Source organism: Pseudomonas sp. IT-P44, assembly GCF_949768225.1.
GTDB classification, from domain to species: domain Bacteria; phylum Pseudomonadota; class Gammaproteobacteria; order Pseudomonadales; family Pseudomonadaceae; genus Aquipseudomonas; species Aquipseudomonas migulae.
In genome coordinates this window covers 103,192-122,293 of sequence record NZ_CATKQM010000007.1, presented here as the reverse complement: position 1 = coordinate 122,293, position 19,102 = coordinate 103,192, and the positions used below count along the sequence as shown (strand labels likewise).

17 protein-coding genes are annotated in these 19,102 nt (G+C 60.5%); 6 read left to right on the top strand and 11 right to left on the bottom strand.

Going from position 1 to position 19,102, the window contains the following annotated elements; translation table 11 throughout:
- Positions 1–5: 5 nt before the first annotated feature.
- Positions 6–908 (bottom strand): helix-turn-helix domain-containing protein, encoded by a 903-nt coding sequence (locus ACM6IO_RS03760; protein ID WP_414910976.1) that lies wholly within the window; start codon positions 906–908, stop codon positions 6–8.
- Between the two features lie 154 nt (positions 909–1,062).
- Between ACM6IO_RS03760 and ACM6IO_RS03755 the strand changes: the two genes are divergently transcribed.
- The 3 genes from ACM6IO_RS03755 (at position 1,063) to ACM6IO_RS03745 (ending at position 2,663) form a co-directional block, all read left to right on the top strand.
- Positions 1,063–1,503 (top strand): DoxX family protein, encoded by a 441-nt coding sequence (locus tag ACM6IO_RS03755; protein ID WP_008024732.1) that lies wholly within the window; start codon positions 1,063–1,065, stop codon positions 1,501–1,503.
- Between the two features lie 149 nt (positions 1,504–1,652).
- The gene (locus ACM6IO_RS03750; RefSeq protein WP_414910975.1) at positions 1,653–2,390 is read left to right on the top strand and encodes an SDR family oxidoreductase; all 738 of its coding nucleotides are present in this window, start codon (positions 1,653–1,655) and stop codon (positions 2,388–2,390) included.
- Positions 2,391–2,405: 15 nt separating this feature from the next.
- A complete protein-coding gene (locus ACM6IO_RS03745) occupies positions 2,406–2,663 on the top strand; it encodes an Atu4866 domain-containing protein (protein WP_008039090.1) in 258 nt (85 codons plus the stop codon).
- A 42-nt stretch (positions 2,664–2,705) separates the two neighbouring features.
- Here the strand turns inward: ACM6IO_RS03745 and ACM6IO_RS03740 are convergent, their stop codons facing one another.
- Positions 2,706–3,617, bottom strand: coding sequence for a LysR family transcriptional regulator (locus tag ACM6IO_RS03740; RefSeq protein WP_414910974.1), 912 nt, complete (start codon positions 3,615–3,617; stop codon positions 2,706–2,708).
- A 122-nt stretch (positions 3,618–3,739) separates the two neighbouring features.
- Between ACM6IO_RS03740 and ACM6IO_RS03735 the strand changes: the two genes are divergently transcribed.
- The gene (locus ACM6IO_RS03735) at positions 3,740–4,639 is read left to right on the top strand and encodes a pirin family protein (protein ID WP_414910988.1); all 900 of its coding nucleotides are present in this window, start codon (positions 3,740–3,742) and stop codon (positions 4,637–4,639) included.
- A 73-nt stretch (positions 4,640–4,712) separates the two neighbouring features.
- Here the strand turns inward: ACM6IO_RS03735 and ACM6IO_RS03730 are convergent, their stop codons facing one another.
- From ACM6IO_RS03730 to ACM6IO_RS03705, 6 genes are all read right to left on the bottom strand, one after another.
- Positions 4,713–5,654: a cupin gene (locus ACM6IO_RS03730; protein WP_414910973.1), complete on the bottom strand. Its 942-nt coding sequence runs from the start codon at positions 5,652–5,654 to the stop codon at positions 4,713–4,715.
- Between the two features lie 89 nt (positions 5,655–5,743).
- Positions 5,744–7,060 (bottom strand): MFS transporter, encoded by a 1,317-nt coding sequence (locus ACM6IO_RS03725; RefSeq protein WP_192228350.1) that lies wholly within the window; start codon positions 7,058–7,060, stop codon positions 5,744–5,746.
- A gap of 120 nt (positions 7,061–7,180) precedes the next feature.
- A complete protein-coding gene (locus tag ACM6IO_RS03720) occupies positions 7,181–8,002 on the bottom strand; it encodes an enoyl-CoA hydratase (protein WP_192228349.1) in 822 nt (273 codons plus the stop codon).
- Positions 7,999–9,438: an aldehyde dehydrogenase family protein gene (locus ACM6IO_RS03715; RefSeq protein WP_414910972.1), complete on the bottom strand. Its 1,440-nt coding sequence runs from the start codon at positions 9,436–9,438 to the stop codon at positions 7,999–8,001. Before ACM6IO_RS03715 ends, ACM6IO_RS03720 begins: the two co-directional genes overlap by 4 nt.
- Positions 9,435–10,226 (bottom strand): enoyl-CoA hydratase/isomerase family protein, encoded by a 792-nt coding sequence (locus tag ACM6IO_RS03710; protein ID WP_192228347.1) that lies wholly within the window; start codon positions 10,224–10,226, stop codon positions 9,435–9,437. The genes ACM6IO_RS03715 and ACM6IO_RS03710 overlap by 4 nt, the downstream gene beginning before the upstream one ends.
- Entirely contained in the window at positions 10,223–12,313 is a 2,091-nt protein-coding gene (locus ACM6IO_RS03705) for an acetate--CoA ligase family protein (protein WP_414910971.1), read from the bottom strand. The genes ACM6IO_RS03710 and ACM6IO_RS03705 overlap by 4 nt, the downstream gene beginning before the upstream one ends.
- A 161-nt stretch (positions 12,314–12,474) precedes the next feature.
- On the opposite strand from ACM6IO_RS03705, the gene ACM6IO_RS03700 reads away from it, so the two are divergent.
- Entirely contained in the window at positions 12,475–13,371 is an 897-nt protein-coding gene (locus tag ACM6IO_RS03700) for a LysR family transcriptional regulator (protein WP_192228345.1), read from the top strand.
- A 165-nt stretch (positions 13,372–13,536) separates the two neighbouring features.
- On the opposite strand, the gene ACM6IO_RS03695 is transcribed toward ACM6IO_RS03700, so the two are convergent.
- Positions 13,537–14,928, bottom strand: a complete 1,392-nt coding sequence (locus ACM6IO_RS03695) for an aldehyde dehydrogenase family protein (protein WP_414910970.1) — start codon at positions 14,926–14,928, stop codon at positions 13,537–13,539.
- A gap of 100 nt (positions 14,929–15,028) precedes the next feature.
- Here ACM6IO_RS03695 and ptrR point away from each other — a divergent pair, with 100 nt between their 5' ends.
- The gene (gene ptrR / locus ACM6IO_RS03690; protein WP_192415615.1) at positions 15,029–15,910 is read left to right on the top strand and encodes a putrescine utilization regulator PtrR; all 882 of its coding nucleotides are present in this window, start codon (positions 15,029–15,031) and stop codon (positions 15,908–15,910) included.
- Positions 15,911–15,976: 66 nt separating this feature from the next.
- On the opposite strand, the gene ACM6IO_RS03685 is transcribed toward ptrR, so the two are convergent.
- Together ACM6IO_RS03685 and ACM6IO_RS03680 are read right to left on the bottom strand one after the other, a co-directional pair.
- Positions 15,977–17,764 carry an IlvD/Edd family dehydratase gene (locus tag ACM6IO_RS03685; protein ID WP_008024776.1) on the bottom strand — a complete coding sequence of 596 codons (1,788 nt, stop codon included), beginning with the start codon at positions 17,762–17,764 and terminating at the stop codon, positions 15,977–15,979.
- A 47-nt stretch (positions 17,765–17,811) separates the two neighbouring features.
- Positions 17,812–18,993, bottom strand: coding sequence for a fumarylacetoacetate hydrolase family protein (locus ACM6IO_RS03680; protein ID WP_414910969.1), 1,182 nt, complete (start codon positions 18,991–18,993; stop codon positions 17,812–17,814).
- Between the last annotated feature and the right edge of the window lie 109 nt (positions 18,994–19,102).

Sequence of the window (19,102 nt, the reverse complement as noted above, 5' to 3'; positions counted from 1 at the left end):
GTTTTTCATTTGCGGTAGTGACTGGGCAGGACGCCGACTTCCCGTTTGAACGCTTGAGAGAAATGGCTGGCGCTGCTGTACCCGACTTCCAGTCCGGCATCGATGATGCTCATGTCGGTTTCAATCAGCAGTTGCCTGGCTTTGGTCATTCTCAACCTGATGAAGTAGCGCGAGGGTGAAAGCCCCGTGGCGCGTTTGAACAGGCGACTGAAGTGGTACTCGCTCATGCCGGCTTCGTCGGCCAGGTCACCCAGACAAAACGCCTCACTCAATGACCTCTCCATCGCGTTCAGCACACGCTTGAGCTTGAAGGCCGGCAGGGCGTTGCGCTGCACGATGTTGTCCGCTTGCGTATCAAGGTACCGGCGCGCCAGATGCACGGCGATGCACTGGGCGATGCCTTGCATCAGCAGGGGGCTGGATTCTCCCTGGGCAGTCAGTTCAACTCTGAATTGTTCGAACAGCACTGACAGCGCTTCATCTCGACCGCCGGATATTTCCCGCAGGCAAATCGCACCGGTGACCTCTTTGTGGGTTTCCTGGATTGCACGTTCAAGCAATGGCAGACCGAGGTAAATGTGCATCACCACGAAGGGCTCCGCACTGTTCACGTGCCAGCGCATTTCGTAGGGCACAGCACTGGTGGTCAGGAAAAAATCACCCTCTGTCACCTCACTCGCCAGCCACTCTTTGCCGGGCTCCCGTTCTTCAATGGTGGCGCTCCCGCAAAGCACCCAGACAATCAGCGGTTCAGCCACGGCGGGAACGACAAAGCTCTGTTCGATCCTTTCCCGGGTAAAGATCTGCACCAGCACATCGTTGGAAAATACATCCTCGGAGGCGGCCAGGCGCTGACCGCGAATGTGCGATTCCAGGCCTGTTGCAGAGGTTCGCTCAACGATTTGCACGATTGAACTCCCTGTTGATGGGGTGAATTACTTGCCTATTTATTCGAATCTAATGATCTAAATTAGTCGGCTATTCAGATGAGAGGACAAGACGCAAAATTTCTTCACAGCAGCGATTCATGGCGAGTCGCACAAACTTTGAAGGAAATACCTCATGACTACTTCTGCAAACATCGCTCATTCCACCGGCTCTGAACAGAGCCGCCGCGACGTGACCCAAGCCTCGGCTTCGTTGATCGGCCGCGTACTGCTCAGCGCAATCTTCATTCTCTCCGGTTTTTCGAAACTGGCCGCTCCCGCGATGATGGTCGGCTACATCAGCTCCGTGGGTCTTCCGCTTCCGGAACTGGCGCTGGCGTTGGCGATCATTGTCGAAGTCGGTGGTGGCCTGGCACTGATCGCCGGTTACCGCACTCGCACCGTTGCCGCTGTACTGGCCGTGTTCAGCGTATTTACCGCACTGGCTTTCCATAACGCACTGGGCGATCAAAACCAGTTCATCCACTTCTTCAAGAACATCGCGATGGCCGGTGGCCTGTTGCAGGTCGTGGCTTTCGGTGCCGGTCGCTTCAGCCTCGACGCTCGCCGTCGTTGAACCGGTAAGTCGCAGTCCGTTATCCCGACAGGATCAGGCAAGTTGTCAGAAGGATCTGACTAACTGGCTGCCCACCGTTATCCCTAATCTGGACTGGCAGCGAGACACCGCTCTCGCGTCACCAGCCACTCAAGTGAGGGATTAGGGTCATGTCGAATATCTCGAAAAAAGTCGTTCTGATTACGGGCGCGAGCAGCGGAATAGGCGAGGCGACAGCGCGCCTGTTGGCCAGTAGCGGTGCACATGTCGTGCTCGGGGCACGTCGTACGGAGCGCCTCGAAATACTCTGCGCTGAGATCAATTCCAGCGGGGGAAGTGCCCACTTCCAGGCATTGGATGTCACCCGTCTGACCGACGTACAAGCATTCGTGGATTTTGCATTGAACCTGCATGGCCGGGTCGACGTATTCGTCAATAACGCCGGGATCATGCCGCTGTCGAAACTCGAGGCGCTGAAGGTCTCTGAATGGGATCAGATGATCGACGTCAATATTCGCGGCGTCTTGCACGGTATCGCGGCAGGTTTGCCGTTGATGCAAAAACAGAAATCAGGCCAGTTCATCAACATTGCATCGATTGGCGCCTACACCGTCAGCCCAACGGCGTCGGTCTACTGCGCGACGAAGTTTGCAGTGCGCGCCATATCTGAGGGATTGCGTCAGGAGGTCGGCGGGGACATTCGTGTCACGGTGATTTCACCCGGCGTAACCGAGTCCGAGCTGGCCGAGAGCATTTCCGATGAAGGCGGGCGTGCCGAGATGCGCGAGTTCCGCAAGATCGCCATCCCGGCAATGGCCGTCGCTCGCGCTATCGCTTACGCCATCGAACAGCCTGCCGATGTGGACGTCAGTGAGCTGATTGTCCGCCCGACTGCCAGCGCGTACTGAACCGAGGACTTGAACATGACGGTAAAAAAATCCGCTGATCAGGACAAGTACGTCGGTATGTGGGTCACGGCAGACGGGCTCATCCGCCATGAGCTCTTGCCGGGTGGCCGATACGATGAAGCCCGGGGCCGGAAGGCGAGTGCCTACCAGGGGCGGTATTGGCTGGAAGGTGACCACATCGAGTACGTCGATGACACCGGGTTCACGGCTGATGGCGACTTCCGCGACGGGATTCTGTACCACGCGGGCATGATTCTTTATCGCGAGGTGTAGAGGCCTGGCACTGCCGTGACGGGTTGCCTGCAATGGGTGCCGTTACTGATGCTCAGGCGAAGAGTCGGCCGCATTCATCTTCTGGATGACCAACTCGATGAACGCTGATACCGCCAGCGGCAACTGTCGGCGGCTCGGATACAGCACGTTCAGGCCGTAACCGTTGGGCTGGTATTGAGGCAACACCGGGACCAGTGCGCCGGCCTCCACTTCAAGCTTGGCCATCACCGGCGGCAGCAGCGCGATGCCGAGGCCCGCGACGGCGGCCTTGCGCAACGCCTGGGCGGTATTGCCGCTGAAGCGTCCGCTCACTTGCACTTCTTCCTCACCGTTCGGGCCGACCAAGCGCCAAGTGGCATGGCCGCCTGGATGCGCCGAGATCACACAATCGTGGTTTACCAGGTCTTGCAGCGTGCGGGGTGAACCGCGCGCCGCGAGGTAGGCGGGGCTGGCGACCATCCCGACGCTGCGCGGGTCAAGGATCTGACGACCGACATAGCCTGAATCGCGCAAGGGGCCGCCACGAAAGGCGACGTCGATCTGCTCGGCGATCAGGTCGGCCTTCGCGTCGCTGAGCACAAAGTCGAGTCGCACGCGCGGATGCGCGGTCAGAAACTCCGTCACCCATTGCATCTGAAAAAAGTCGAAAAAGTCAGCCGGGGCCGCCACGCGCACCCGACCACTGGGCTCGTGACTGCCCGTCATCAACGCCTGTCCCGCTTCAAGCAGGCCATCGACAGCGCCCACGCAACGCTCATGAAAGCCAAGGCCGGCACTGGTGAGCGTGAGCTTGCGAGTGGAGCGCTGCATCAGCCGAGTGCCGAGCTGCGTTTCGAGCTGCTGGATGCGCCGACTCACGGTATTGGGGGGCATGCCCAGCTGTCGCGCGGCTTCTGCAAAGCTGCCGCAACGTACTACCTGCACAAACATGGCGATGTCATTGAGGTCGAGCATGGCGAGTAATTCCTGATGCTGGTGGACGAGTGCAATCCAATTGTACCGGCTTATCAAGTAATCGTTCCGGGCCTATTGTCTGGAGCATCGGGCCGAAAGGCTTCCAACTTCGAGTCATCAAGATGTCTTTAAAGCAACAGCCTCAGTTCGCTACACAAGAAACCGTTACCCAGCGGGCCATCCGTTACCGCACCACCGGCAATGGGCATGGCGCGATTGTCCGGTTGATGAGCCCCTCAGACCTCGGCCAACTGCTCAAGCCTTTTGTGTTCCTTGACCTGTTTGAAGGCGAGAGCTCGTTCATCAACGGCATGCAGATGCATCCGCATTCCGGCATCGCCACGGTCACCGTCATTACCGAAGGGAATTTGCGTTTTGAGGAGGCGGATTCGGGTTCGGGGATGATTGACTATGGCGGTGTCGAATGGATGCGCGCCGGTGGCGGGGTCTGGCATGGCAAGGAAATGTCGGTCGGTACATCGAAGCGCATTCAGGGTTTTCAACTGTGGGTTGCACTCCCGCCGGCGCTGGAAAACGCCAGTGTCGATAGCCAATACCTGGAGTCAGGCGTGATGCCAGAAGTGGGGCCGGCGCGTGTGATTCTAGGTGCATACCAGGGTGTCCAAAGCCCGGTTCGCGCTCCCGCCGGCATGAACTACCTGCTGGTCACGCTACCTGCCGGAGAATCCTGGAGTTATGTTCCGCCCACAGGTCATGAGTCGTTGTGGTTGAGTGTCAGTCGCGGATCGCTTTGCGCTCCGGAGGTGGTCATGGCGGGAGAAATGGTCGTCTTCGAACCCGGTAGCGGCAGCGTTACGCTAAAGGCCATGCACAAGGATACGGTCTTCGTGATCGGCTCCGCGCAGCCTCATCCTTATGATCTGGCGCTGGGAAGTTACTCGGTGCATACCAACCCGCAAGCCTTGCGGGCGGGGGAGGCGAAAATTGCCGAGATCGGTGCACGGCTGCGTGAATACTTGAAAAAGCCGAGCGGGTCAGCCAGCGTGCCCGTTTTCAAGTAACCCGGCTTTCAGGTGATTAAACCGGTGTTGCCCCCGCTCGTGCAGGGCGAGCGGGGGCAATGAACAACCTGTATCAGCTGAAGCGAATATCCAGTGAGCGAAGATGCGTCTGCAGCCCCGCGTCCTGAATCGGGATCAGGAACGCTTCCTGATCCGACTCGTTGAAGTGGGCGTGCCAGTAGCCAGGTGGCGTTACAAAAGCCAATCCCGGGGCCCATTCCACGCGAACCGGGTTACGTATCTGGCCATCGGCATCCAGCTCGGTGCCCACCAGTGAGTAGCAACCTGCCGGGCAGTCGATGATGAAATCCAGCGCAATGGACTGATGCCGGTGAGGCTTCTGGATCGAGCCGGCAGGCAAGATTCCATACATTGCCCAGAGCACATGGGTCACGGTTCGGGTTTGAGGAAAATTGCGATTAGCCAACAAAATGCTGATACGGCTGCGGTCTTGCGCGCGCGGGTCATCGGCCGCTTCACGCAGCTTCGCGTTGGCTGTATGCGCCGGATACAACGTAGGCATGAACCGATCGATGCTGCGGGTCACGCCGAGATAACGCAGCAGTGGTTCGTCATGCACGTAGTAGAGACGGGCATCCTCGGTCGCGCTGAAACGGGCGTCCAGAAGACCTGGCAGTGCGATGAAGCAGCCCTTGGACCATTCAAGGGTGTGCTCGCCCTGGGTGACTTCGCCTGCGCCGGCAATCACATAAAAAACCTGCGAGGTGGCGTTGGGCTGGAGCGTAAGGTTATCGCCCGCATTGAGGCGGATGAAGTTTGCACAAAGCCCGGGCCCGGTTGCCGGCCCTTCACAGCCCAGTGCTTCGCTCAGGTCCAGCGGCACGATCCGCGAGGGGCCAGTGGCACAGAGTGACGCTGGAAAGTTGTGGTAGGGAACGCGGGTAATGAGCTTGGCGCTGATCGGATTCGCCGCTTTGCTGTACTCGAAATATTCGGCTTCCCGCTCGTTTGTCGGCACGGCGTCTACTGCATCAATCCTGAATGTGCTGTTCACGGTTATCACCTCGATCTTTGATCCTTTGACGCAGCTTCTGTTGGATTGCCGTCAGAAGCTGCGAGGGGGGGTACAACGGGAAGTGGTGACTATCGGTTGACCATTTTCGCCGGTACGAACACCAGGATGATCATGGCCGAGACGAACACGCAGCCCGCGACAATGACCAACCCTGTGGTCATCGATTGCGTCAGGTCCTTCAGGTAACCGTGCATTGCAGGGCCGGCGAAGCTGGCCAGATTGCCCGTGGAGTTAATCAGCGCAATTCCGGCCGCCGCACCTGCACCGCCCAGAAACGAGGTCGGCAGCGCCCAGAACATGGGCAGTGAGGTGATGATCCCGGCAGTCGCGATGATCAGACCGGTAATGGCCAGCCAGGGTGTCAACGGGAAGAACGCGCAAATCAGAAAACCAGGCACGGCCACCAACAGCGGAATGATTGCATGCCAACGGCGCTCCCGATGGCGATCAGAGCTTTTACCGGCCAGGTACATGCCCAGCAGTGCCGCCAGATAGGGCACCGCCGAAATGATCCCGATCGTTCGCGGGTCGGTAATGCCGGAGTTGCTGATGATGCTTGGCTGCCAGAAGCCAATGGTGCTGGTGCCCATCACGAGCAGGAACAGAATGGCGCACATCAGCCAGACCCGACCGCCGAGCAATCCTTGACGCACCGAGCTGTGGGTTTTGGAGCGGTTGTCCTGGCTGATTTCTTCGGCAACCAAGGCGCGTTGTTCTTTGCTCAGCCAATGAGCGTCGTCGACTTTGTCGGTGAGAAAGAACATCACGACAAAACCCAGTATCAGTGCCGGTGCGGCTTCGATAATGAACAGCCATTGCCAGCCGGCCAGCCCATGGACCGCGTTCATGGTGTGCATGATGTAGCCCGACACCAGGCCGCTGAGGATGCCGGATACCGGATTGCCCGCCATCAGCAGCGCGACCATCTTGCCCCGGCGATGGGCCGGAAACCAAAGGGTGAGATAGAGCACGATGCCGGGGAAAAAGCCTGCTTCGGCGATGCCCAGGAAAAACCGGGCGATGTAGAACTGCATCGGCGTCTGAACCAGTGCAGTCGCAGCCGAGATGAGCGACCAGGTGATCATGATCCGGGCGATCCAGCGTCGCGCGCCGACGCGGTGCAGGATCATGTTGCTGGGCACTTCAGCGAAGAAGTAGCCAATGAAGAAAACACCGGCGCCCAGGCCGTAGACCGCATTGCTGAAGGACAAATCGTTGAGCATGGTCAGCTTGGCAAAACCGACGTTGATCCTGTCCAGGTAACTGACGACATAGCAAAGGAACAACAGCGGCATGAACCGCCACATGATTTTCTTGAACGTTGATTCGGCGAGGGCAGGGTCCTGTACGCCGATGTGCTGTTCTGCGGTATTGAGGATAGTCATCGCTGACTCCTTGTTATTTTTATGGAGTGCTCGTGATATCAATGCCCTGTGATCGCCAGCGAGCAGTCGAAGCGGCTGTACTCTGGCGATTGTGGCAGCTCTGAAGGTTGTCTGGATAAATCAGGTGCCGCTAAAGCGTGCCGGTCGTCGTTCCATGAAATGCGCCACGCCTTCCTTGAAGTCATCGCTCTGGATGCTCAGGAACATCTCCCGGTTGGCCTGGGCGATGGACTCGGTGAGTGTCTGGAAAGGCGACTCGCCCAACTGCTGTTTGATGACGCGTACAGAGCGGGGCGAGACATTGAGGGCCAGTTCTTCGGCGTATTTCAGGGTCTGATCCAGCAGGGCATCCGCTGCAAACAGGCGTTCGACCAGGCCCATGCTCAGTGCTTCCTGCGCCGATACCTTGCGTGACGAAAGCAACAAATCCGCGGCGTGCCCCGGCCCGACAATGCGCGGCAACAGCCAGGCAATGCCGTGTTCGGCAATCAACCCGCGTTTGGCGAAAGCCGTGGAAAACACCGCGGTTTCACTGGCGAAACGCATGTCGCTGTACAGCGCCAGTACCAACCCCAAGCCGGCTGCGGCGCCGTTGATTGCGCTGATGACGGGTTTGCGGACGCCGGGGAAATACGAGTAACGGCTTTGGTAGTCGGCGCGACGGTTCATGTCATAGGCACGCATCCAGGCCATTTCACTGATGTCGTCGGGTGGCAGCACCTCAAGTTCATCGATGTCCATGCCGGCGCAGAATGCACGACCGTTACCGGTCAATACGATGACGCGAACGGTGTCGTCGCGATCCAGTTGAGCGAACGCTTCGCGCAGCTCTGCCTCCATCACCTTGGTCAGTGCATTCATTTTCTCGGGGCGCATCAGGGTCACGACGGCAACGTGCTCTTGAGCGCCGAAACGGCTGAGTTCGATCTGATTGAAATTCATGATTTTTCCCTCGTGCTGGCGACGGGCATTTGAATGGCGCGTATTTCCACAAACTCCTCGATTCCGTACGTACCGCCCTCACGACCAAGGCCGGAATCACCAAAGCCACCGAACGGCGCTGCCGGGTTATAGGGCGCGCCATTGACGTCGACCTGACCGGCGCGTAGTTGAAGGGCGAGGCTCAGGGCGTGATCGGTATCGGCCGCCCACACCGCGCCGGCCAGGCCATACGCTGTGCCGTTGGCAATCTCGACGGCCTGCTGTTCGCTTTCATAGGTGGTCACACTGAGTACAGGGCCAAACACTTCCTGCTGTGCCAGTGCCGATTGAGGCGGAACGCGGCCGAAAATAGTCGGCGCAATGTAGTAACCGGTCGCCGGCACTGGCGCTTGGCTGCCGCCGGCAATCAGGTCAAAACCCTGGGATTCGCTATCAGTGATCATGGCGTGAACACGGTCCCGATGCGCCGCAGACACCAGGGGCCCCATGCGTGTGGTCGCCTCCATGGGGTCGCCTAGCGTCAGGCGAGTCACCGCGTCAGCCAGCAAGGCACGGTAGGTGTCATACAACTCGACGGGGACGAGCAAGCGCGTCAGTGAGTTGCACGATTGGCCCGAGTTCAGAAAGCATGACGCGACCACGTGGCGTACGACGTTTTCGGCAGGGGCATCCGCTGTCGCGATGCAGGCTGATTTGCCACCCAACTCCAGTGAAACCCGCTTCAGTGCCTGGCCTGCCGAGGCGGCGATACGTCGGCCCACTGCGGTGGAACCGGTAAACGAGAGCAGCGCGATGTCTGGATGATCGACCAAAGCCTGGCCGGTCGCCGCGTCGCCCAGAACAATGTTCAGCACACCGTTGGGCAGGCCGGCGGCCAGTGCCGCTTCACCCAGTGCACGTGCTGTGCAAGGCGCCAGTTCCGACGGTTTGAGGACCACGGTGCAACCGGCGACCAATGCCGCGGCGACCTTGCCGGTGATCTGGTGCAACGGGTAGTTCCACGGGGTGATAGCACCGACGACGCCGACCGGGACATGGGTGATGGCGGAGTTGCCGACCTGGGCATCCGCCAGGCAATCGACCGCCAGATCAGCCGTCGCCCGCCACGCCAGAATCGGTGCCTGCACCTGTATGCGCTGCGACAGCTTGAGCGGCATGCCGACCTCGGCGGCGATCCCTTGGGCAAGCTGAGCAACGTGTTCTTCCAGTTGATTGGCGATGCCGCGCACGAAGTCAGCCCGTGTGCTGACAGGCAGCGTTGACCACGAGGCAAAGGCATTTTTTGCGGCCTCGACGGCGAGGTCGATTTCCGATGATGTGCCATGGGCGACCTGGCCCAGCCCGGCTTCGCTCGCCGAGTCGTAGACGCGAGTGCTGTCGGCGGATTGTGCGGGCGTCCAGCGTCCGTTGATCAGGTGATGTTGATAGGCAGTCATGGTGTATTTCCTTTGCGTGCACGGGCGTCGAGAAACGCGCTCATCAAGGTCTGTGGCTCACCGCTGGCATAGCATTCGAGTTGGGCGCGGATGCCGGCGGTACAGGCGTCGTCGAAACCGGGTTGAGTGAGCGCCCGGAAGCGTTGTTTGGACAGGCGGATGGCCGTCGCGGGTAGCTGCGCCAGCGAGTGTGCACGGACGATGGCTGCACCCAGGACGTCTGACGCAAGCTCTGTCACCAGCCCGATCTCGTGAGCGCGCTGGCCGTTGATGAGTTCGCCGGACAGGGACAGTTGCGCGTTGTGGGTCAGGCCGACATGCAAAGAGAGCAAGTAGGAGCCGACGATGCTTGCCAGGCCCGCTTTCACTTCAGGCTGACCGATGCGGGCGTCCGGCGTGGCAACCCGCCAGTCGCCACACAGCGCGAGTTGCATGCCTGCGCCAGCGGCGACGCCGTTGATGGCGACCACGCAGGGTTTGTCCAGGTCGCGTACGGCCTGGTACATGGCGCGTTGCGCGTTCAGCCAAGGCGCAATCTGCTTCCAGTCGACCGCGCTGGCTTCTTCCAGATCCTGACCCGCACAAAACGCCCGGTCACCGGCACCCGTCAGAACGACCGCTTTAACAGCCGGGTCGTCATTGAGTTGTGTCAGCGCGGTGATCAATGCGCTGCGCAGGTTTTGATTCACCGCGTTCAGGTTGGCGGGGCGGTTGAGCGTGACCAGCGCCACCTGATTCTCGATTTCAACCAGGACGCTGCGCTGTTGATCGATATGACTGATGCTCATGGTGCCTCCCGATATTCGATAACGGCGTCGACCGCTACTACGCCTTCGGCCATGACCATGACCGGGTTGACGTCGACGCTCAGCAGGTTTGCCTGGTGTTGCAGGGCGAAATCACCCAGCGCCACCGCTGCCCGGGCCAGGGCCTTGGCGTCGAGTGGTGGTTGACCGCGTGCGCCCTTGAGTACCGGGGCAATGCGCAGTTGATCGATCGCTTCCAGCGCTTGTGCCTCAGTGAACGGGGCGAGCAGCGAAACGGTGTCCTTGCGGATCTCGACCAGGGTTCCCCCTTCACCGATCACGACCAGCGGGCCGAACAATGGATCTACGACGACGCCAAGCATGAATTCATGCAGCCCTTTGACCGAGCGCGCGACGATCAGCCGGCCGTGGGGAACACCCAGCGTGTCCAGGGCGCCCAGGCAACGATGCGCCGCGTCCTGAACCGCTTGCGGGTCGGCGAGGTTGAGATGAACCAGACCGTGCTCGCTCTTGTGGGGAACCTGCGCAGCGCAGCCTTTGATGACGATGCGCCCGCCGAAATCAGCGGCGATACGGGCCGCGCTATCCGCGTCATGGCAAACCCGATGCTCGACGACCGGCACCCCGGCGTTTGCCAGGAGGGCCAGGCTGTCTGCCTCATCAAGCAGGCCGGCGCAGGCGTTCACGGTTGTTGCCGTGGGCGCGGTGAGTGGCGAACCTTGCCATTGGCAATGCCGGGCGTACTGACGAAGCGCCGCTACCGCTTCGCTTTCGTTGCGGAAGGCCGGCACTCCGGCTTGCTGGAATTGCGCCCGGACATCCGCTTGAGGCGCGGTCATTACCACGGGTTTGCCGGTGTGTTGCATGAACCTCGCAGTGGTCTGGGCCAGCCCCGGCACATCGTAGCCGGGGCCAGCCACGGGGATCCCGATGAGAAACATGTCCGCTTCCGGGTCTTGGCCAAGCACGTCGAGAACGGCAGGAAACATCCCGCCGTTGCCGAGCAGGGCGGCGGTGAGGTCCAGCGGATTTGCGGCGCTGGCGAAGTCAGGGATCAGACCTTTCAGGCGTTCCAGGGTTGGCGGCGCCAGCTCGGTCAGCGGCAGACCGACACGTTCGGCGGCATCGGCGCACAGCACACCCACTGCACCGCTGTGACTCATCACGACCGCTCGACCAGCCCCTGGGGCAAACCCGCTCAGGTACAGCGGTGCTGCGTTGACCAGTTCGTGGATATCGTGTGCACGCCAGATTCCATGCTTGTCGAGAAACGCATCGAGGGCGCCATCCTGGCCCACCATGGCCCCGGTGTGGGACGCGGCGGCAGCAGCGCCCTTGTTACTCACGCCGCCTTTGAGCAGCACGATGTGGCAGCCGTTTTGACGAGCGATGTGTGCCGCCTCCGCGAGCAGCATCGGGTTCGAAACCGTTTCCACGTACACCAGAATCAGGCGGATCTGCGGGTCGTCCACGAGGACGCGAGTCAGCTCCGACACGCCCAGGTCAGCGTCGTTGCCAGTGGCTGCCAGGTAGCGAACGCCATAACCCTGCTCACGCAACATCGCGTACGGCATGACGCTCGCCGCACCGCTTTGGCTGACAATGGCGATAGGTCCGTCGGCGGGCGCCACTTCCATGAACATGGTGCTGAAATTCAGCACCGCGCCGTTGGCGAAATTGGCAAATCCTTGGGCGTTGGGGCCGATCAGACGCATGCCGTGATGGCATGCGAAGTCCACCAGTTCATTCTGCAACTGGCGACCGCTTTCGCCGGTCTCGGCAAACCCGGAAGCCATGACCACTGCCGTCTTCACACCCAAACGGGCGCACGCCTTGATCGCTTCCACCGCCGCAGTGCCCGAGACGGCAATGATTGCTGCCTCGGGAACGGTATCCAGCGCACCCAGATCGGGATAGCAGCGCAGGCCTTGAACCGACTCGCGCTTGGGGTTGATCGGCAGGATTGTGCCGGCGTAACCCAACTTGAGCATGTAATGGATGGGCCGTCCGCCGACTTTGTTCGGGTCTTCGGATGCGCCGATGACGGCGACGCTGGACGGGTCGAACAGCGATAACGCTGCCGGGCTGATTTTATTGTTATGGGCCATGGGGGCTCTCGTTGGCTTCAGGTCTGATACGAGTCTAGGGAGCGCCATACCCATCTGGAAGTGTCATAAAGGCGATATCAGATACATCAAATAGTGATGGCTTGATGCAGGGCTGTCGTTTATGTTTCGAGCACTGGATGAGGGCGCTGAGGGCGAGGTTGATGAATCTGAAACAGCTACAAAGCGTGCTGCTGATGGACGAGCTCGGGTCTATTTCCCGAACCGCAGTGGCACTGGGCACCGCTCAGTCGCTGGTCAGCCGGCAACTGGCGCAACTGGAGGTCGAGTGGGGCGATCAGCTATTCGTGCGCACTGGGCGTGGTCTGGTCGTCTCGGATTTTGGGCGGCTTGTGCTACCGGAGATTCGTTTGCTGCTCGCTCAGGCCGAGCGCCTGGAAACGTTGGTCAGGGAGTCCTCAGGCGTGCCGGCAGGGACGGTGCACATCGGTGTGCTGCCGTCGATGTCGAGAAGGTTGCTGCCCATGCTGTTCACCAAGCTGCAAACCCATGCCCCCGGCGTACGCCTGCATGTGGTCGAGGGCTTCAGCGGTGATCTTGATGAGCAACTGGCAGCAGGTGCGCTGGACCTGATAGTCGTTAATCGCTACGGCATATCCAACGCGCGTGACGAAGAAACCCTCGGCGTCGTTGATACGTACCTGGTAGGTAAAGCGGGAAGCCTCAATGGGCTCAAGCAATCGATCGAGTTTGCTGCGTTGGCGGATTTTCCGCTGATCCTGCCTTCTCGCCCCAACGGGTTACGGACCACCCTGGACCAGTTGGCGCGCAAACATCAGCTCTCGTTGAACGTGGCTATCGAAGTCGACACGCTGAACGCAATGAAGGATGTGGCGACGACAGGCGGAGCGTTCACCATCCTGCCTTTTCTGGCGGTGCAGGACGATGTCGAACGCGGGTTGCTCGATGCCGTGCGAATCACCAGGCCGGAAATCAAACGGACGATTGCCTTGGCGTTTACCCACCAGCATCCGCTGTCGAAGGCGGCCAGAGTGGTTGGCGTGCATGTCCGTGAGTTGTCCAAGGCGCTTCTTGAGTAAATCCTGCGCTTTTGAAGAATGGTCATGCCTGGGTTTTGCTCAGTCCCGCAGCGAACCTCCAGCCGATAAACCATCAGCTGCCGCTTATGAAGCGGCAGCTTTTTTATGCCTTGAAGGCGCCACAAAATTCACCTGGAGCCAGCTTTCAAGGCTTCATCCCTGCACTTAGTGACGATCCAGCCACACCGTCTGCGCGTTGCAGAATTCCCGCACGCCGAAGTGCGAAAGCTCGCGACCAAAACCGCTCTTCTTCACGCCGCCGAAGGTGACGCGCGGATCGGAGGCGCAGTAACCGTTGATGAATACGCCACCGGTTTCCAGTTCGCCGGCCATCTGTTGGGCACGTTCTACGTTGCCGGTGTAGATAGTCGCAGCGAGGCCGAATTCACTGTCATTTGCCAGTTCCAGCGCGTGGGCGGCATCGCGTGCGGTGATGATCGACGCGACCGGGCCAAACAGTTCCTGCTTGAACGAGGTCATCTGGTCGGTGACATCAGCGAAAACCGTTGGCTCGTAGAAGTTGCCGGGGCCTTCTGCTTTCTTGCCACCCAGCAACAATGTCGCGCCTTCTTCCAGGGTATCGCGCACTTGTTGATCCAGTTCATCACGCAGATCAAAGCGGGCCATCGGGCCGACGTACGTGGTGGCGGCGAGTGGATCACCGACCACCAGTTTGCGCGTGGCTTCGACGAACTTGCGTGTGAACTCCTCGACGATGCCTTGCTCGACAATCAGGCGTTTGGCCGCTGCGCAGACTTGCCCGGTGTTTTGATAACGGCCAATGACGGCGGCTTTCACCGCATCGTCGAGGTCGGCATCGTTGAGCACGATAAAGGGGTCGGAACCACCGAGCTCCAATACACATTTTTTCAACGCTGCACCGGCCTGCGCGCCGATGGCCATGCCGGCCCGCACGCTGCCGGTGAGGGTCACCGCTGCAATGCGTGAATCTTTGATCGCCGTGGAAACGCCGTCCGGCGTGACGTTGATGACTTCGAAAACCCCTTCAGGGAATTCGGCTTGCTTGAAGGCGTCCAGCAACAGGTAAGCGCTGCCCATCACGTTTGGTGCGTGTTTGAGCACGTAGGTGTTGCCGGCGAGCAGTACCGGAACGGCGCCGCGCAGAACCTGCCAGATCGGGAAGTTCCACGGCATTACCGCGAGAATCGGGCCGAGCGGGCGGTATTCAATGCGTGCTTTCCCGCCCTCAACCAGCGTCGGTTCAGCGTTGAGCATGGCCGGGCCGTGCTCGGCGTACCATTCGCAGAGCTGCGCACACTTTTCGATTTCGCCACGGGCCTGACTGATCGGCTTCCCCATCTCCAGGGTGATCATGGTTGCCATCGCTTCTGCGTTGTTGCGCAAGACGTTGGCCAGGGCGATCAGCCGTTGCGCGCGTTGCGCCACCGGTGTGCCGCGCCAGGCACGAAACCCGGCCGCAGCGCGTGACAGTGCGGATTGCAGCGCCGCATCGGATTCAAAAGGGTAGTGGCCGATCTGCTTGCCGGTGGCGGGGTTGATCGAAATGGCATGGGTGAGGCTGGAAACATGGGTCATGGCACCGTCCTGCGGGGTGGGGATGGGTTCAGACTACGGTGGCATTTGTTTTCTGGAAACTGAATAATACTGATCGTACCGTTCACGTTTGGAGAATGACTTGGATCTGGTTCAGCTCGAAATTTTCAAAGCTGTCGCCGAGCACGGCAGCATCAGCGTGGCCGCTCAGCATATCCATCGGGTGCCGTCGAACCTGACGACGCGGATCAAGCAACTGGAGCAGGATCTGGGCGTGGACCTGTTTATCCGCGAGAAAAGCCGCCTGCGGCTGTCGCCGGCCGGTTGGAGTTTTCTCGACTATGCCCGCCGCATCCTCGACCTGGTCCAGGAGGCCCGCGCGACGGTTGCCGGGGAAGAGCCGCAAGGATCGTTTCCCCTCGGTTCGCTGGAGAGCACGGCGGCGGTGCGTATTCCTGGGCTGTTGGCCGCCTATAACCAGAAGCACGCCAAGGTCGAGCTGGCCTTGTCCACCGGTCCTTCCGGAACCATGATCGACGGCGTGCTCTCGGGTCGATTGGCCGCTGCGTTTGTCGACGGTCCGGTGCTGCACCCGGCACTGGAGGGCGTGCCGGCCTTCGAGGAAGAGATGGTGCTGATCGCGCCGCTCAACCATGCCCCGATCCACCGCGCGCAAGACGTGAACGGCGAAAACATCTACGCCTTTCGCTCCAATTGCTCTTATCGCCACCACTTTGAAAGCTGGTTCGCCAAGGACGCCGCAGTACCCGGCAAGATTTTCGAAATGGAGTCCTATCACGGCATGCTGGCCTGTGTCAGCTCCGGTGCCGGCCTGGCGCTGATGCCGCGCAGCATGCTCGAAAGCATGCCGGGCTGCACCACCGTGAGTGTGTGGCCGTTGTCTGAGTCCTTTCGCTATTTGCGAACCTGGCTGGTGTGGCGCCGGGGCACGGTGTCGCAAAGCCTGACCATGTTCGTGCGTTTGCTCGAAGAGCGATGCGCAGCGGCGGACCTGCTGACTTGAGCGAATCGCGCCGCCATCGATCAGCAGATTCTGCCCGGCCGAAATAGCAGGGCTGCGCAAAAACCGTCAGTGCGAATGACGCGGCTCGCCGCCACTTCGAGCGATGACCCGCATATGCAGGGTGGCCGGCTCCAGGCATCCGCCCGTCGATAACTGTCCAACCAATTGCCGGTACAGCTCTTGCCAGGGCGTTTGGGACGCGGGGATGTTGGGCGTCCACTCGGCGCGACGGCGGGCCATTTCGGCTTCGTCGACCAGCAGGTTTACCGATCTTGCGTTGAGGTCCACGCGCAGGCGGTCGTTGGTTTTCAGCAGCGCCAAACCTCCGCCGACAGCGGCTTCCGGAGACATGTTGAGGATCGAAGGGCTGGCCGAGGTGCCGCTCTGGCGACCGTCGCCCAGGCACGGCAGAGAGTCGATGCCTTGCTTGATCAGTGCTGCCGGTGGCGCCATGTTCACCACTTCGGCGCTACCGGGGTAGCCCACGGTGCCGGCACCACGAATCACCAGGATGCAACGCTCGTCGATTTCCAGCGCCGGGTCGTCGATTCGGGCGTGATAGTCCTCCGGTCCTTCGAACACAATTGCCCGTGCTTCAAAGCTGTTTTCTGCGCCTGGCTCGGATAGATAGGTCTTGCGGAACGCCTCGCCGACCACCGACATTTTCATGATTGCGCTATCGAAGAAGTTGCCGCTGAGAACGATGAAGCCCGCGCGATGTTTGAGAGGGGTCTCGAAGGGATAGATCACGTCAGCGTTGCTGGTCAGACTGCTGCTGACGATTTCGCCGATCGTCTTGCCGCTGACCGTGGCGCAGTCTTCGTGCAGGCGCCCGGCTTTTTGCAGTTCATGCATGACCGATGGCACGCCGCCCGCGCGATGGAAACCTTCGCCCAGGTATTTGCCGGCCGGCATGCAATTGACCAGCAGCGGCACATCTTCGCCAATCCGTTGCCAGTCATCCAGGCTCAACTCGACGCCCATGTGCCGGGCGATGGCGATCAGGTGCGGAGGGCAGTTGCTTGACGCGCCGAGCGCCGACGCGACGGCGATGGCGTTTTCGAAGGCTTCGCGGGTCATGATGTGTGACGGGCGTACATCCTGCATCACCAGTTCGCAAATGCGCTTGCCGGTGGCGTAGGCCATTTGACCGCGCTCGCGGTAGGGCGCCGGAATACTCGCGCAACCGGGCAACGACATGCCCAGCGCTTCGGCCAGTGCGTTCATCGACAGTGCGGTGCCCATGGTGTTGCAGTGACCCACCGAAGGCGATGCCGCGGTGGTCATTTCCATGAAGCCTTCGTAATCGATTTCACCGGCCGCCATCAGGTTGCGCGCGTGCCAGAGCACGGTGCCGGAGCCGATCAGTTCGCCCTTGTGATGACCGTCGAGCATCGGCCCGCCGGACAGCACAATGGACGGCAGGTCAGTGGTGGCGGCGGCCATCAGGCAGGCCGGGGTGGTCTTGTCGCAACCGGTGGTGAGTACAACACCATCCAGCGGATAACCGTGGAGAATCTCCACCAGTCCCAGATAGGCCAGGTTCCGATCCAGTGCGGCAGTCGGCCGGCGTGACTGTTCGGCGATCGGGTGGACGGGGAATTCCATGGGGATGCCACCGGCATCACGAATGCCGGCCTTGACCCGCTGCGCGAGTTCCAGGTGATGACGGTTGCAAGGTGTCAGGTCGCTGCCGGTCTGGGCGATGCCAATGATCGGGCGACCCGATTGCAGCTCTTCTCGGGTCATGCCGTAGTTCATGTAGCGTTCGACATACAGGGCAGTCATGTCCGCGTGGGCAGGGTCGTTGAACCATTGCTCGCTGCGCAGACGGCGTTTAGGGGTGTCACTCATGATTCATGTCTCTCTTGTAATTGGATGAATCGACAATCTGTTCCGGCTCAGCGTGGCAGCAGTCCTCGGGACGCCAGGTTACGCAGCAAGGCGCTCACGCCAAAGGTCCATGGCGTCGCCTCGCAGCTGTGGGTCACCTGATTGTGCAGGCTGCCGAGCAACGGGCTGCTGATGCTGACCTGGTCCCCCAGTTTGTGGGTGAAACCACTGCCGACATGATCGCGATCTTCGGTGGGCGCGAACAGGGTACCGAGAAACAGCAGGAAACCATCGGGGTACTGGTGATTGGCGTTGAGGGTCTGGCCGGCGAGGTCCTGCGGGTCACGGCTGATCTGGCTCATGGAGCTCGATCCGTGCATCCGGTAACCATCCTCACCTTGCACCTCAAGGTCGACCACGCAGGCGCGGACATCGTCCAGGCTGAAATGCTCGTCGAACAGGCGGATGAACGGCCCGATCGAGCAGGATGCGTTGTTGTCCTTGGCCTTGCTCAGCAACAGCGCGCTGCGGCCTTCAAAGTCTCGCAGGTTGACGTCGTTGCCCAGGGTCGCACCGTGAATCTGCCCGCGACTGTTCACCGCCAGCACCACTTCCGGTTCCGGGTTGTTCCACTGCGAACCCGGATGAATGCCAATCCGGCTGCCGCTGCCAACAGAGGCCAGAACCGGTGCCTTGGTGAAGATTTCCGCGTCCGGGCCGATGCCCACTTCCAGGTATTGCGACCACATGCCTTGTTCGATCAACAAGTCTTTCAGACGCATGGCCTGCTCTGAGCCAGGAACGATCGAACGCAGGTTGTCACCGATTACGCCATGCACGGTGGCCCGCACGGCTTCGGCTTTGGCGGCGTCACCACCGGCCTGCTCCTCGATCACACGCTCGATCATGCTGGCGGCGAAGGTCACGCCGGCGGCCTTGATCACCTGCAAGTCCAGAGGGGCCAGCAGGTAAGGTCGGGACGGGTCGGCGTCAGGTCCGGTGTTGGCGAGCAAGGCTTCGATGCTGGCAATGAAGGTGCCCGGTGTCTCGCGCACTGCCGACAGAGGAGCGTCCGATTCCAGCAAGTCACTCAGGGTCGCGAAGCGCTCCGACAGATCGAACACGCCGTCGGCGCGCAGGACGATCGGCGAGGGTCCGGCGATCTGGCCTGGTACCCAGGCGCGGCCGATCAAGGTACCGGCGACGCCATCGACGGGCAGGGTGTTTTCGGGAGTAAGCAATAGCGACATGGGGCATCTTCCTGGTTCGTAAAGACTTCACGCTAGGACGGACAGTCGATAAACTCCAATGAGATAAATTCAGTATTCGATAACTTGCGGTTATTACCTGTGCGAGGCG

Bases quoted from the DNA above. Each gene is read 5' to 3' on its own strand.
- ACM6IO_RS03755 (WP_008024732.1), top strand. From the start codon at position 1,063: ATGACTACTTCTGCAAACATCGCTCATTCCACCGGCTCTGAACAGAGC.
- ACM6IO_RS03750 (WP_414910975.1), top strand. From the start codon at position 1,653: ATGTCGAATATCTCGAAAAAAGTCGTTCTGATTACGGGCGCGAGCAGC.
- ACM6IO_RS03745 (WP_008039090.1), top strand. From the start codon at position 2,406: ATGACGGTAAAAAAATCCGCTGATCAGGACAAGTACGTCGGTATGTGG.
- ACM6IO_RS03740 (WP_414910974.1), bottom strand. From the start codon at position 3,617: ATGCTCGACCTCAATGACATCGCCATGTTTGTGCAGGTAGTACGTTGC.
- ACM6IO_RS03735 (WP_414910988.1), top strand. From the start codon at position 3,740: ATGTCTTTAAAGCAACAGCCTCAGTTCGCTACACAAGAAACCGTTACC.
- ACM6IO_RS03725 (WP_192228350.1), bottom strand. From the start codon at position 7,060: ATGACTATCCTCAATACCGCAGAACAGCACATCGGCGTACAGGACCCT.
- ACM6IO_RS03720 (WP_192228349.1), bottom strand. From the start codon at position 8,002: ATGAATTTCAATCAGATCGAACTCAGCCGTTTCGGCGCTCAAGAGCAC.
- ACM6IO_RS03715 (WP_414910972.1), bottom strand. From the start codon at position 9,438: ATGACTGCCTATCAACATCACCTGATCAACGGACGCTGGACGCCCGCA.
- ACM6IO_RS03710 (WP_192228347.1), bottom strand. From the start codon at position 10,226: ATGAGCATCAGTCATATCGATCAACAGCGCAGCGTCCTGGTTGAAATC.
- ACM6IO_RS03705 (WP_414910971.1), bottom strand. From the start codon at position 12,313: ATGGCCCATAACAATAAAATCAGCCCGGCAGCGTTATCGCTGTTCGAC.
- ACM6IO_RS03700 (WP_192228345.1), top strand. From the start codon at position 12,475: ATGAATCTGAAACAGCTACAAAGCGTGCTGCTGATGGACGAGCTCGGG.
- ACM6IO_RS03695 (WP_414910970.1), bottom strand. From the start codon at position 14,928: ATGACCCATGTTTCCAGCCTCACCCATGCCATTTCGATCAACCCCGCC.
- ACM6IO_RS03685 (WP_008024776.1), bottom strand. From the start codon at position 17,764: ATGAGTGACACCCCTAAACGCCGTCTGCGCAGCGAGCAATGGTTCAAC.
- ACM6IO_RS03680 (WP_414910969.1), bottom strand. From the start codon at position 18,993: ATGTCGCTATTGCTTACTCCCGAAAACACCCTGCCCGTCGATGGCGTC.